Source organism: Kaistella polysaccharea, assembly GCF_020410745.1.
GTDB classification, from domain to species: domain Bacteria; phylum Bacteroidota; class Bacteroidia; order Flavobacteriales; family Weeksellaceae; genus Kaistella; species Kaistella polysaccharea.
Genome location: NZ_CP084528.1, coordinates 254,046 through 267,710, shown reverse-complemented (window position 1 = coordinate 267,710; position 13,665 = coordinate 254,046). Strand labels below are relative to the sequence as shown.

Below are 13,665 nucleotides of genomic sequence, written 5' to 3'. Positions count from 1 at the left end.
ATGAAATTAAGACTTTTAACGTTCATCCCATTACTATTAACAATGGGTTGCAAAACGGCGTCACTGATCGAAGTTCCTAAACAAACTTCTCATTTTAATCACGAAATTTTTGAAGATAATAAACTCGCACCACGCGCCACTTATTTCGGTTTTGAAACTGCTGATATCAAAGACAAAAACCTGTCAAAACGGTTTTTAAGTTTAAATGGACCTTGGAAGTTTAATTTTGTCAACGACCCGAAAACAAGACCCACCACATTTCAAAATATTAATTTTGATGACACCGATTGGAAAACCATTCCTGTTCCTGCAAATTGGGAAGTGGAAGGTTATGATTATCCCATCTACTTAGACGAGCGCTATCCATTCACCACAAAATGGCCGGATGCACCAACCGATTATAATCCTGTTGGAACATATCGAAAAGAGATTAATTTAACTAAAGAATTTTTATCTCAAGAAACCATCTTGCATTTCGCTGGTGCCAAATCAGCGATGTACGTTTACATCAATGGAAACTATGCTGGCTATTCCCAAGGCAGCAAAACCCCAGCAGAATTTAATATTACCAAGTATTTAAAAGAAGGAAAAAATATATTGGCCTTGCAAATGTTTCGTTGGAGTGATGCCAGTTATCTGGAAAGCCAGGACTTTCTGCGCATGAGCGGTATCGAACGCGAGGTCTATTTATATACGCAACCGAAAGTTTCAGTTTCAGATTATTACGCTTATACCAATTTGGATGAAAATTATCAAAATGGAATTTTGAAAAATACAGTATCAGTGGTCAATCACTCTAATGATGCTGTTAAAAGAAAGGTTTCTGTAGAAATTTTTGACGGCGTGACTTCGAAATACAAAGACTCCAAAATCTTAAACATTTCTGCGAACAAAACGACTCAATTGGTATCTGAAAGTATTCTTGAAAATGTAAAAAAATGGTCTGCGGAACAACCAAATTTATACACTTTAAAAATAGTTTTAGAAGATGAAAGCAATTCTAAAAACAATCAATATATCACTCGAAAAATAGGTTTCAAAACTGTTGAAATCAAAAATGCTCAAGTGTTGATTAATGGAAAGCCGATTTACATTCGTGGCGTTAATAGACACGAAACGGATCCAATTACGGGTCATGTAGTTTCAAAAGCCTCTATGGAACTGGACATTAAATTGATGAAACAAAATAACATCAACGCGGTGCGTTCATCACATTACCCCAACGATCCATATTGGTTGGAGTTGTGTGATACCTATGGTTTATATGTCGTTGATGAAGCAAATATTGAGAGTCATCCCCTAGCCATTGATGAAAAAACACAATTAGGTAACGAAATGAGTTGGTTACCAGCCCATGAAATGCGTACCCAAAGGATGTATTACCGCGATAGAAACCATGCGTCCATTTATTCCTGGTCATTAGGAAATGAAGCAGGAAAAGGGGAGATTTTTAAAACTACCTACAAATGGTTAAAGGCACACGACGATAATCGCATTGTACAGTATGAACCAGCAGGAAATGAAGACTATACTGATATTTATTGTCCAATGTATCCAAAACCCGAATATTTGATTAATCATGGTAAGTCCAATTCTGATAAACCATCAATTATGATTGAATATGCCCATGCCATGGGTAATTCGGTCGGCAATCTCCAGGATTATTGGGACATTATCGAAAAGTATCCTAACCTTCAAGGTGGTTATATTTGGGATTGGGTCGATCAGGCATTAGAATATAAAGATAAAAATGGTCAATCCTATTTTGCGTATGGGCACGATTATCATCCCGATTTACCAACAGACGGAAATTTCTTGAATAATGGCTTGGTCAATCCTCACAGAGTTCCGCATCCGCATTTGACCGAAGTGAAAAAGGTGTATGAGCCTGTGCAATTCAATTATTTAGGTAATGGTGTGGTAGAAATTACAAATAAGAATTTTTTTGCTGATTTTTCTGATAAAACCATTTCCTGGAAAATTTTAAAGGATGGGAAAGAAGAATTCCACGACGAAAACATCGCTTTAGAGGTAAAGCCTCAAGAGTCAAAAAATATCAAATTAGACAAATTCCCGAAAGTTTTTCCTTCTGAAAATGAATATATTCTTCAAGTAAGTTTAATTCAAAAAGATGATAACAATCTAGTTCCGAAAGGTTATGAGGTTGGCTGGGATGAATTTGTTCTGCAAAAAGGGCAATCTGAAAAAATATCTTCTTCTAAAGGAAACAATCTTAAAATTATAGAGAATAGTGATTCTTACAAAATTAGTAGTGAGTTGGTCGATTTGCGTATTGATGCCACTTCCGGAGAAATTCAATCATGGAATTACCAAGGAAAGCTCATAACCAATGAAGCGCTTCGCCCTAATTTTTGGAGACCACCTACGGACAATGATCTGGGAAATAACATGTTTCAATGGGCTAAAGTTTGGCAGGATGCAACCTATAATTATACTGCAAAATTAGTTGAAAAACCTACGCTGTCCAATAATAGAGTCACTTACAAAGTTGCTTATATTTTACCTAAAGATGAGGCAAAAGTTGAAGTTAAATACACTCTAAAAACGGATGGAAGTTTAGTGATTGACTATAGTTTTAAACCTAATCAAAAAGACCTTCCAAACCTCCCCCGTTTAGGAATGTATATGACCCTACCTAGAACATTTACTGATGTTGCATGGTACGGAAAAGGCGCAACGGAAAGTTATTGGGATAGGAAAACGGGTGTTAAAACAGGTCTTTATTCAGGAAAAATAACTGACCAGTTTGAACGCTATTTACGTCCACAAGAGACGGGAAATAAAACAGATGTTCGTTGGATGACTGTATCTTCAGATAATCTTAATTTAAAAGCTTCAAGTAACATATTGCTTAACGCAAGTGTGTGGCCGTTCGCCATGCCAGAAATCGATTTTAATCCTGAAGATGCAGGGAAATCTGCTTCTGGATTAATTCCCGTCACCACGCGACACGGTGCCGACATCAAAATTGGTGAAACGGTACAGTGGAACATTGATTATATGCAAATGGGTGTAGGTGGCGATACTTCTTGGGGACGATTGGTTCATCTTGAATATACTATTCCAGGTACTAAACCCTATCAATATTCATTCACTATACAGCCTAAATCACTATAAGATGCAATTCATAACATTTGTCGGTTTTACCTTACTCGTAGCCATAATATCTTATTGGAAGACCCGTAAAACGGATGAGAGCACATCAGACGGTTATTTTCTTGGAGGCAGAAGTTTAACAGGTGCTGTTATTGCGGGCTCCCTTTTATTGACGAATCTTTCAACCGAACAGATCGTAGGTCTCAATGGAGCTGCATACCGAGAAGGTATTCTTGTCATGGCATGGGAAACACTGGCGGCAATTGCCATGGTGATTACAGCGGTTTTTTTGTTGCCAAGATATCTAAAAGGTGGCATCACTACGGTTCCACAATTTCTTGAGGAGAGGTATGATAAAATGACCAAAACCATTACATCAGGTTTATTTTTAAGCGGTTATGTTGTGGTATTGCTACCCATCGTTTTATATTCAGGTGCATTAGCTATTAATTCCATGTTCAACGTGCCGGAATTATTGGGTGTCACCAAGAATACTGCGCTTTGGATAACCGTTTGGGGTATTGGCATCATCGGTTCCATCTACGCTATTTTTGGGGGATTAAGAGCGGTTGCAATTTCCGATACCATCAATGCTGTGGGACTCTTGGTAGGAGGTTTGATGATTCCGTTTTTTGGGCTTTTGGCAGTTGGTGATGGCAGTATTTCTGATGGTATTTCAGTGCTTATCGATAGCCATCCCGAGAAATTCGAATCTATGGGAGGACCAGATGCCTCAGTTCCTTTTTCTACTATTTTTACAGGAATGATGTTGGTAAATTTATTTTATTGGGGAACCAACCAAGCCATTATTCAGAGAGCACTGGGAGCAAAAAATTTAAAAGAGGGTCAGAAGGGATTATTGTTAGCTTCTTTTTTTAAGATTTTGGGACCATTGATTGTAGTTTTGCCAGGGATAATTGCATTTCATATATTCGGAGCGGAACTTGAAAATCCTGATGAAGCTTATGCAATGTTGGTTACAAAGGTGCTACCTGCAACTTTAGTAGGCTTCTTTGCCGCAGTTCTTTTTGGTGCCATTTTAAGTTCCTTTAATTCAGCATTGAACAGTTCCGTAACCTTGTTTGGAATTGATATTTATAAATCACATTTCAAGAAAGATGCTACAGAAAAAGAAACCGTAAAGGCCGGAAAATTATTCGGTACCGGTTTGGCGGTATTATCAATGTGTATTGCACCACTGATTGCAAACGCTCCTGATGGACTTTTTGGATATTTGCAGGAAGTAAATGGCTGTTACAGCATTCCTATTCTGACCATTATCGTCGTGGGTTACCTTACTAAATTTGTGCCTGCAATAGCGGCGAAAATAGCCATTATTTCGGGTGTCGTTTTATATAGTTTCAGTCAATTTGTTTTAAAACCTTATGTAATTGGCGATGAAAACTACCCACATTTTCTACATGTCATGGCTATTTTGTTTGTACTTAATATTGTCATCATGCTGATTATCGGTAAATTCAGACCAAGGTCAGTTCCATTTGTGCTCGAATATACCAATAAGGTCGACATCACACCTTGGAAATATTTGAAAGTCGTTGGGATTTCTATCTGTATTATTGTTGTTGTCATTTATATTTATTTCTCTTAAACATGAATAAAAAATTACGAAATGAGGTTGAGGAGAGTTTCAAAAAACACTTTCGTGAAAAACCTCTGATGATATTTTCACCTGGGAGAATAAATCTTATAGGTGAACATGTCGATTATAGCGAAGGATTTGTACTTCCCGCCGCAATAAATAAGGGTATTGCGGTGGCTATGGTTAAAAGTTCCTCCAAAAATTCTAAAGTTTATGCCCTTAACAAAGATGAACTGCTCGATTTTAATTTAGATGGAATCAAAAAATTGCCTAATGGCGGATGGCGAAATTACATTTTAGGTGTAGTAGCAGAAATCCAGAAAAAAGGTCTTACAGTTGGGAATTTTAATGCCGTCTTTGGCGGTAACATTCCAGAAGGCGCAGGCATGTCATCTTCAGCTGCCCTAGAAAATGCTTTTGTGTTTGGACTCAATAAACTTTTCAATTTAGGACTTTCCAAAAGTGAAATGATCTTAATCTCCCAACAAGCCGAACACCATTTTACGGGCGTTAAATGCGGTATAATGGATCAATACGCAAGCATGTTCGGTGTGAAAGATAGCGTCCTTTTATTGGATTGTAGAACATTAGAATCAACAACTTATAAAATTGACTTTAAAAATTATAAACTCCTACTTATTAACACCAACGTTAAACACAATTTGGCAGAAAGTGCTTATAATGATAGACGTGCGGTTTGTGAGAATGTGGCCGCTGTGCTAAAGATAAAGACCCTGCGGGACGCTTCAAAAGAAATGCTGGATGGTATCAAAGATGAGCTTTCCGAAGAAGATTATCAAAAAGCGCTCTATGTAATCGAAGAAAATGAGCGTGTGAAAAAGTTCTCGCAGGCTATAGTTGAAAATAACTTGAATACTTTGGGTGACTTATTATACAAATCTCATGAAGGACTACGGAAACAATATCAAGTAAGTTGCTCAGAACTGGATTTTTTGGTGGATAAGGCAAAAGAAAATAATGATGTTTTAGGAGCCAGAATGATGGGCGGCGGATTTGGAGGCTGCACACTCAACCTGGTCAAAAAGGACGGAGCCGAGGATTTCATAAAAGAAATCAATAAAAGTTACTTACAGGAATATGACCGAGCATGTTCCGTCTATAATGTAAAATTAGCATCGGGTACACGAATTTTAAAATAACAGTTTTTAACCAACTAAAATGAAATCAAATTTATCGGATTATTCTCATAAACGTTTCAATATCCTCACTGGAGAATGGGTTTTAGTGTCGCCTCATCGATCTAAACGCCCTTGGCAAGGGCAGGAAGAAACCATTTTTGCTGATGTAAGTCCTTCCCACGATCCCGACTGTTATTTATGTGCAGGAAACACCAGGATGAACGGCGAAAAAAATCCAGATTATAAGGAAGTATATGCTTTTCCTAATGATTTTCCCGCACTACAAGCAACGTCACCGGAATTCTCTTTCAATGAAGGTTTATTTAAGGCGGAAAGCGAACAGGGCATCTGCAAGGTCATCTGTTTTAGTCCTGACCATTCGAAAAGTTTGGCAAGTATGGCGGTTGAAGATATTGATAAAGTCGTGAAAGTCTGGCAAAAAGAATACGCTAGTTTAGGGGCGCAGGAGAATATCAATTACGTGCAAATCTTCGAAAATAAAGGAGCGGTTATGGGCTGTAGCAATCCACATCCACATGGACAAATCTGGTGTCAGTCCACATTGCCCAACGAAGTTTATAAAAAAGATGGTCATCAAAAAACTTATTTTAATGAAAATCAATCCAGTTTGCTGGGTGATTATTTAAGTCAGGAACTTCGAAAAGATGAGCGCATTATTTATCAGAATGATAGTTTTGTTGTACTCGTCCCCTTTTGGGCCATTTGGCCATTTGAAACGATGATTATTCCTAGAAAGCACTCTTCTGATATTTCAAAGATGAAAGATTCAGAAAGTTTTGAATTTGCCGATGCAATATCCAAAATTACCCGCGCTTATGATAAATTGTTTGCGTGTTCTTTTCCGTACTCCAGCGGTATTCATCAAGCGCCAACAAACGGAAAATCCAATGACTATTGGCATTGGCATATGAGTTTTTATCCGCCTTTATTGCGAAGTGCAACCGTTAAAAAATTTATGGTAGGTTATGAGATGTTTGGTTCCCCTCAGCGCGACATTACCCCGGAACAAGCCGCAATCGCCTTAAAAAAACTGATACACACGCTCAACTAAAAATAAAAAACTGAAATTCCTCTGCTAAAAACTTTACACATCTTCCGTAAACTAAGCTTGGGAAGCTCCTTAGAACACTTACACTTCTGACAACCCTTTATTTAGCGCTTATTTGCGATGACACTTAAAACGAGAATCTTTAAAGTTTGCTCAGTAACAATCTTTTTACCGTTAAAAAATTGCTGTTCCAATTCTTTTATTTTTAAAAGTTGAGAGCATCCAGATCATCCTGTAGTGGTGAATGGGCTTATTTTTGTTGGAATTTCTACAGATAAAGTAAAACAATTAGTTTAACAGAATTTTTTGAAGTTGCTTTATTTTTCTATTATATCAGATTCAAAATAATAAATAATAAATCCAATTCCTAAAATAAATCCTACAAGGTTTGATTTTAAAGCGTCACCAGAAATTGTATTATAAATTGAAATTGTTATTGCTAAAATCCCAATTATTAAGATGATTTTTTTCATATAGTTATTCGTTCATTTGAATATGTAGATTCTTAATTTTATTAATGCTCTTTTACATTTCGTTTATATATTCTGCAAAAAATTGTCATACGTCCCGTATAACGTTTGGGTGCTACTGTTAACGTGGACTTTTATAACAAATCTTTTTTATATAACAAATTGAACAATTAACAAAATCTTTCCGATAGGGGAATTCAACCCAGCTAATAGAAATATCTTGTTATCTGTAGTTGAGTAATTCGTTTTCAATTATTTTGTCATATTCCTTTTGCTTTTCTAAAATAGTTCCGTGATCTGTTTGTAAGTCATATTTTTCCTGAAATGCTGTACATTCATCACCAATTATTTTACTTAAGTAGGAAATTTTGGAGTTAAAATCTTTCGAATTTTTGATTTCCTTATTTATCAGTTTTTGTAATTTATATGCAAAAATTTGTGCAATATCGAAATGTTTTTGTTCATGATTTAACAATTCATCAGTATAAAAACTTTCATTTAACCACGATTCTGCTTTATCGAATATTGCAAAAGTTCTTGTTTGAATTTTCCCTGTCCAAATTGAAGTCGAAATAATTTCGTAACTAACGTTGTAAGAAGTTCCAGCGTGATTAATAGTTTTGTCGGGGATTTTGCCTTGAAAATCAGATCGATTAATTTTATGATTAATTGACCATTCGATGACTTGAGAATAGACAAGAAAATTTATAAATATTAAAGCAAGAGTTATTTTATACTTCATTTTAAAACCATAATTTTCATTCAACTACAAATAATGTTTGGGCATTTCTGTTAGCAGGAACTTTTATAACAAGTCTTCGTAAATATAACGTATTGAACTGTTAGTAAAAATCTTTATGATAGAAATTTCCGCCACGCTAATAAAAATACTTTGTGTTAACCGCAGTTTTTATTCAGCGCCTTTCAAAATATAGCCACTCACTTCGTATGAAATTAGGTTTTTTTGAAATAAAATTTTCCATTGCAAGTCTAATTCTGTAAATATTATTAATTTCTAAATTTCCAGCATTGAATAGTTTAAAAGTATATCTTTTATGAGATTTCGGATTTAAAATTTCATTTTTAGGAAAGCAACTTTCGTGTTTACCAAAACAATCGAAATTAACAATTCTGTGACTTACATTTGTGTACTTACTTCCTTCTTTTATAACTTTTTGAAAATGTGTAATAATTAACGCATCATTATGTATTGTATTGGGAACTAATATTTTCCTACCAGAATCATTTGTGAAAATTAAATCAATTTTACCTTCGTTAATTTGTTCCGTTGTAAATATAAAGTCAGATAATTCATTATTCACTTGACTTGAACAATTAAAAATTAAATTTAATAAGAGAGAGAAAAAAAATATCTTTATTTTCACTTTTCACGTATTTTTATAAAATTGTGGCTATCTATCAAATATACGCATAATTCCAATTAATTAGAATTTAAGTTTCAGTTTCAAGACGTTGATTTGTAACGTGATATATGATTTCGAAAACTTATAATTATTTATTAACAGTGTATGCAATAAATGAAAATATTTCGCACTTTATTTTATAAACATAGAGTATTGAGACTTATTTCAATTCATTAATGAATAGATATATATTTTAAGAGTGATTATTTTTTTTAATTAAAAATCACCCTAAAAAAGTTCATCATTTTTCGATCAAAAGAATATCGAAAATTATAAAAGAATCCCAATTCATCATTAGTCCAAATTTTTAAAAGCAAATTTGTGAGGTTATCTCAATGCAGGAATTTTATAAAAATCTCTTATCAATAGATTAAATAAAACAAAAAAACAGAGACCAAAGTCTCTGTTTTTTAAATTTACTGTAAATAAATGATTTACAGACTTGTTGGGCGGAGAACTAGGGATTCGAACCCCAGGACCTGTTACAGTCAACAGTTTTCAAGACTGCCGCAATCGACCACTCTGCCAGTTCTCCAATGAAATAGATTTCTCTTTTTCAGTGGTGCAAATATAAAGACCTTTTATATATTGACCAAATTATTTCTTAAAAAAGTCTTAGAGAGTTCATTATCAGTAGGAAAATTAATTTTTTGATACTTGTAAACCAACATAAACAGCCACAAATCCTACTATTATACTCAACAAAATATAAGATAGTAGAACCATATAATTTCCACTTTCCCATAAAGAGTAGTTTTCTGCCGAGAAAGTAGAGAAAGTAGTAAAACCTCCACAAAATCCCGTGATCAACAGAAACTTTAAATAATTATCTACCCGAAGAAAATAAGAAGTAAGAACGCCTATGAGAAAGCAACCCACAATATTCACCACAAAAGTCCCCATTGGAAATGAATTGATATTCCAGAGCTTTTGGGTATAATTCGAAATTAGGAAGCGCAATACGCTTCCTAATCCGCCACCTACGAATATATAAAATAGGTTTCTCATTTAATTTTTATTGCTCAATATTTCAAACAGAATCTTGCAATTACTGCAATTCTCCTAAATATTTTTCAGCGTCCATTGCCGCCATACATCCGCTTCCGGCAGCAGTAATTGCTTGTCTGTAATGGCTATCTTGCACATCGCCCGCCGCAAAAACTCCCGGAAGATTTGTTTTGGTAGAACCTGGAATCGTGTTAATATATCCATTCTCTCCCAAATTGATCTGACCGGCGAAAATTTCAGTGTTTGGCTTGTGTCCAATTGCGATAAAAATACCGTGAACATCAATCGTAAAAGTTTCATTAGTAAGATTATTAAGGACTACTCCCCTTTCTACCAAATTGTTTTCACCTTCAATACCGATCAATTCATGATTAAATTTTACTTCAATATTTGGCGTATTACTCACCCTGTGAATCATCGCTTTTGAAGCTCGGAAATGATCTTTTCGTACCAAAATCGTTACTTTATTTGTAAGTTTTGCAAGATAAGTTGCTTCTTCTGCCGCAGTATCACCGCCGCCAACAACAATTACATCTTTTCCTTTGTAAAAAAATCCGTCACACGTCGCACATGCAGAAACGCCGCCGCCCATGTATTTTTTCTCGTCGTCTAAACCAAGATATTTTGCCGTTGCACCCGTAGAAATAATTACGGATTTTGCCAGAATTTCTTTGTTTCCGGCCCAAATTTTATGTACGCCGCCCACTTCCGGAGAAAATTCGGCTTTTGTGATCATTTCGTAATGAACTTTCGTCTCGAATCTTTCGGCTTGTTTTTGCAAGTCCATCATCATCTGTGGACCGGTAACGCCGTCGGGATAACCGGGAAAATTATCAACTTCGGTGGTTGTGGTTAATTGTCCGCCTGGCTCTAATCCGGTATATAATTCAGGTTTTAAATCAGCTCTGGCAGCGTAAATTGCTGCGGTAAAACCGGATGGTCCGGATCCCACAATTACGCAATCTAAAATATTTTCTTCCATTAATTAATGTTAAGGTTGAGATAAAAATTATAAGTTTTCAAAAATCGGGATTTATTTTGGGTTACCGAATTATTTGACGATGAATTTTGTCAATGACTGATAGTTATGTACGCTGAAGAAAATATAAAATTATTGTCTACATAGATTTACTAAAAATCTCAAAATTTGAATATTATTACTAACCTCATAAACTTTACTGCGACGCGATGTATCTATAAATTTCAGTATCACTTTCGTGCAATTCTCCTATTTCTTTGTAAAGATTCAAAATGCTATTCATTTGATCTCTCGTCATTTCCGCATTAATTAAAGAACTTTTACCAATTTCCGCAACTTTATTTATGGTATCAACAAACATCTCATCATGCTGTTCAAACTTTTCCGAAATCTTTTGGAGCAGTTCATTGTGATTTTTAAAAATTCTTGAAGTTTCTTCAAGCATAAGCTCAATATTTCTTAAACGATCCTCGATATTTTCCATATAATTTTTTTAGTAGAATTTACTCTTTAAAAGTATATTTTTAAGTTTGCACTTTGTATTGGTCCACATGCATAATTTTATAAACCATCTCTTTCAATAATTCACTTTCGGTCATGTTAATAGCGCCCAAACCTTTACTTTTAAGGTCCATTTCTCTTAAAATTGAAATTATTCTTGTCGTATTTTTAAGGTTGTAAAACCGAGCAGCTTCTCCATAATCTTTAATAAAATAGGGATTAATTCCCATGGCAGCAGCTTGATTTTGAGGGGAATCGCCCTTCATGGTATGGAAAATTATTAAATTTGAAAAGAAATTATACAAATTCCCAATCATCATCGGAAAAGAATTTTGTTTGGGTGATTTGCCTAAATAATGCGCTATTTTAAAGGCTTGAGTCGCATCTTTTTTTCCTAAAGATTTAATAAGTTCAAAAATATTGAAATCTTTACTGATGCCAATATGCGTTTCGATCATCTTTTCATCTAAGATTTCGCCGTCTTTCAAAATCATTTTGAGTTTTTGAAGTTCGTTTGAAATCCGCGATAAATCGGTTCCTAAATACTGGGAAAGCAACGGTGGAATATTGGGTTTTGTTTTAAGATTTAATATTCGCAATTCCCCTTCAATCCACTTTGGAATGTTGTAATCTTTGATTTTTTCACTTAAGAAAAGCATCTTTTTCTGACTGAGGATTTTCGTAAAAACTTTCCGGGAATCTACTTTCTTATATTTGTAACCAATTACCAGTAGTGTAGATTCGACCGGATTTTCAGCGTATAATTTTAAAGCTTTTACATCGTTATCATTCAGCGCAATTTCCTGTGCTTCTTTCACAATAATCACCTGTTTGTCGCCCATCATGGGAAACTGTCGGGCGAGAGAAAGAACGTCAGCAAATGTGGTATCTTTTCCGTATACGACCGTTTGATTGAATGCCTTTTCATCCTCGGTGAGCACTTCGTTTTCAAATGCTTTTAAGGCTACATCAATATAATAAGGTTCTTCGCCATGAAAAAAATAAATCGGCAAAAGCTCTTTATTTTTGATATTTTTGAGGATTAAATCTAATTCTTTCATAAATGGAACTGCCGAAACTGAATTTTAAAGAAACTTTTGACTTTGAAATCAAGAGAGACAAAGATAAGTTTTTTATTTATGATTTGGTTCGTAAATCCTGGTTGCTGCTGACTCCCGAAGAGTGGGTAAGACAGCATTGGGTCTGGTATTTTTACAAAATTAAAGATCGCAATCTGTCTTCATTAATCCTTGAAAAAAAATTAGTTTTAAACGGTACAACAAAAAGAATTGATCTTTTGGTTACTGAAAAAACAAAGGCTAAAATTTTAGTAGAATGTAAAGCGCCACACATTAAAATTACGGAGAAAACATTTGAACAAACGGCCAGATATAATTCGATTCTCGGTGCAGAAGAAATTATTTTAAGCAATGGATTACACCATATTTCTGCTCGCTTTATGAACGGAAATTACGAATTCTACAAGAGTGAGTTTTAATTTTTCAAAGAAGGTTACAATTAATTTATGGCATTAATAATACTTTAAAAAGTAATATGATTAAAAATATAATTTTTGATTTCGGCGGCGTGCTGATGGATTGGAATCCGCGTTATTTTTTCAAAGATCATTTTAAAGATGATGAAAAGATGGAACATTTTCTAAAAAACATCGTAACCGATGATTGGAATGGAGAGCAGGATCGCGGCCGAACATTAGCAGAAGGAACAGAAATTCAGGTGGCAAAACATCCGGAATGGGAAAAGGAAATTCGGGCTTACTATGATAACTGGACGAAGATGTTAAAGTCGGATATTCCGCACAACGTCGATGTTTTACGAAAACTTGAACATTCGAAATATGAAATATTTGGATTGACGAATTGGTCGGCGGAAACTTTCCCGTATGCTTTAGAAAATTATGATTTCTTTCAAATATTTGAGGGAAAAATCGTGGTTTCAGGAACGGAGAAACTCATTAAACCCGATCGAACGATTTGGGAAGTTTTACTTCAACGTTATGATATTAAAGCTGAAGAATCGGTGTTTATTGATGACAACGCCAAGAATATTGAAGTTGCAAAAGATTTAGGATTTATTTGTATTCATGTTAAAGAAGACACTGATCTGGAAAAGAAACTGAAAAATTTAGGAATCAATTTTTAACCACAAAGTCACAAAAGTTTTATTTTTAAAAAGGTTAATAATACATTGTTAAAGTTCACAAAATTTTGAATTGTAAAGATTTTACTTCTGTGAAGTTTTGCTAATGATAGGAACTGAAAGATTTAAGAATCAATTTTTAATCACAAAGTCACAAAAGTTTTATTTTTTAAAAAGTTTAACAATACATTGTTAAAG

At 34.6% G+C, this 13,665-nt stretch carries 13 protein-coding genes and 1 tRNA gene; 6 read left to right on the top strand and 8 right to left on the bottom strand.

Annotation, left to right across the window (positions count from 1 at the left end):
- Genes LC814_RS01190 through LC814_RS01175 form a run of 4 tightly spaced genes read left to right on the top strand, consistent with a single transcriptional unit; the run spans window position 1 to window position 6,928 of the window.
- Window positions 1-3,138, top strand: coding sequence for a glycoside hydrolase family 2 TIM barrel-domain containing protein (locus LC814_RS01190; RefSeq protein WP_226064526.1), 3,138 nt, complete (start codon window positions 1-3; stop codon window positions 3,136-3,138).
- Between the two features lies 1 nt (window position 3,139).
- Window positions 3,140-4,726 carry a solute:sodium symporter family transporter gene (locus LC814_RS01185; protein ID WP_226064525.1) on the top strand — a complete coding sequence of 529 codons (1,587 nt, stop codon included), beginning with the start codon at window positions 3,140-3,142 and terminating at the stop codon, window positions 4,724-4,726.
- Window positions 4,727-4,728: 2 nt separating this feature from the next.
- Entirely contained in the window at window positions 4,729-5,877 is a 1,149-nt protein-coding gene (gene galK / locus LC814_RS01180; RefSeq protein WP_226064524.1) for a galactokinase, read from the top strand.
- Between the two features lie 19 nt (window positions 5,878-5,896).
- Window positions 5,897-6,928 (top strand): UDP-glucose--hexose-1-phosphate uridylyltransferase, encoded by a 1,032-nt coding sequence (locus LC814_RS01175; protein ID WP_226064523.1) that lies wholly within the window; start codon window positions 5,897-5,899, stop codon window positions 6,926-6,928.
- Between the two features lie 314 nt (window positions 6,929-7,242).
- Here LC814_RS01175 and LC814_RS01170 read toward each other — a convergent pair whose 3' ends face one another.
- From LC814_RS01170 to holA, 8 genes are all read right to left on the bottom strand, one after another.
- Complete coding sequence (locus LC814_RS01170) at window positions 7,243-7,398, bottom strand: hypothetical protein (RefSeq protein ID WP_226064522.1); 156 nt, start codon at window positions 7,396-7,398, stop codon at window positions 7,243-7,245.
- Window positions 7,399-7,618: 220 nt separating this feature from the next.
- Window positions 7,619-8,137, bottom strand: a complete 519-nt coding sequence (locus LC814_RS01165; protein ID WP_226064521.1) for a DUF922 domain-containing protein — start codon at window positions 8,135-8,137, stop codon at window positions 7,619-7,621.
- A gap of 172 nt (window positions 8,138-8,309) precedes the next feature.
- On the bottom strand, window positions 8,310-8,780 hold the full coding sequence (locus LC814_RS01160) for a hypothetical protein (RefSeq protein ID WP_226064520.1): 471 nt from the start codon (window positions 8,778-8,780) through the stop codon (window positions 8,310-8,312).
- Between the two features lie 489 nt (window positions 8,781-9,269).
- Window positions 9,270-9,354, bottom strand: a tRNA-Ser gene (locus LC814_RS01155).
- Window positions 9,355-9,461: 107 nt separating this feature from the next.
- Window positions 9,462-9,827, bottom strand: coding sequence for a fluoride efflux transporter CrcB (gene crcB, locus LC814_RS01150; protein WP_226064519.1), 366 nt, complete (start codon window positions 9,825-9,827; stop codon window positions 9,462-9,464).
- Between the two features lie 40 nt (window positions 9,828-9,867).
- Window positions 9,868-10,809, bottom strand: coding sequence for a thioredoxin-disulfide reductase (gene trxB, locus LC814_RS01145; protein ID WP_226064518.1), 942 nt, complete (start codon window positions 10,807-10,809; stop codon window positions 9,868-9,870).
- A 193-nt stretch (window positions 10,810-11,002) separates the two neighbouring features.
- On the bottom strand, window positions 11,003-11,290 hold the full coding sequence (locus LC814_RS01140; RefSeq protein WP_226064517.1) for a hypothetical protein: 288 nt from the start codon (window positions 11,288-11,290) through the stop codon (window positions 11,003-11,005).
- A 40-nt stretch (window positions 11,291-11,330) separates the two neighbouring features.
- Window positions 11,331-12,368, bottom strand: coding sequence for a DNA polymerase III subunit delta (holA, locus tag LC814_RS01135; RefSeq protein ID WP_226064516.1), 1,038 nt, complete (start codon window positions 12,366-12,368; stop codon window positions 11,331-11,333).
- A gap of 2 nt (window positions 12,369-12,370) precedes the next feature.
- On the opposite strand from holA, the gene LC814_RS01130 reads away from it, so the two are divergent.
- Window positions 12,371-12,805, top strand: a complete 435-nt coding sequence (locus LC814_RS01130) for a type I restriction enzyme HsdR N-terminal domain-containing protein (RefSeq protein WP_226064515.1) — start codon at window positions 12,371-12,373, stop codon at window positions 12,803-12,805.
- A 56-nt stretch (window positions 12,806-12,861) separates the two neighbouring features.
- Complete coding sequence (locus tag LC814_RS01125; RefSeq protein WP_226064514.1) at window positions 12,862-13,470, top strand: HAD family hydrolase; 609 nt, start codon at window positions 12,862-12,864, stop codon at window positions 13,468-13,470.
- Window positions 13,471-13,665: the final 195 nt, after the last annotated feature.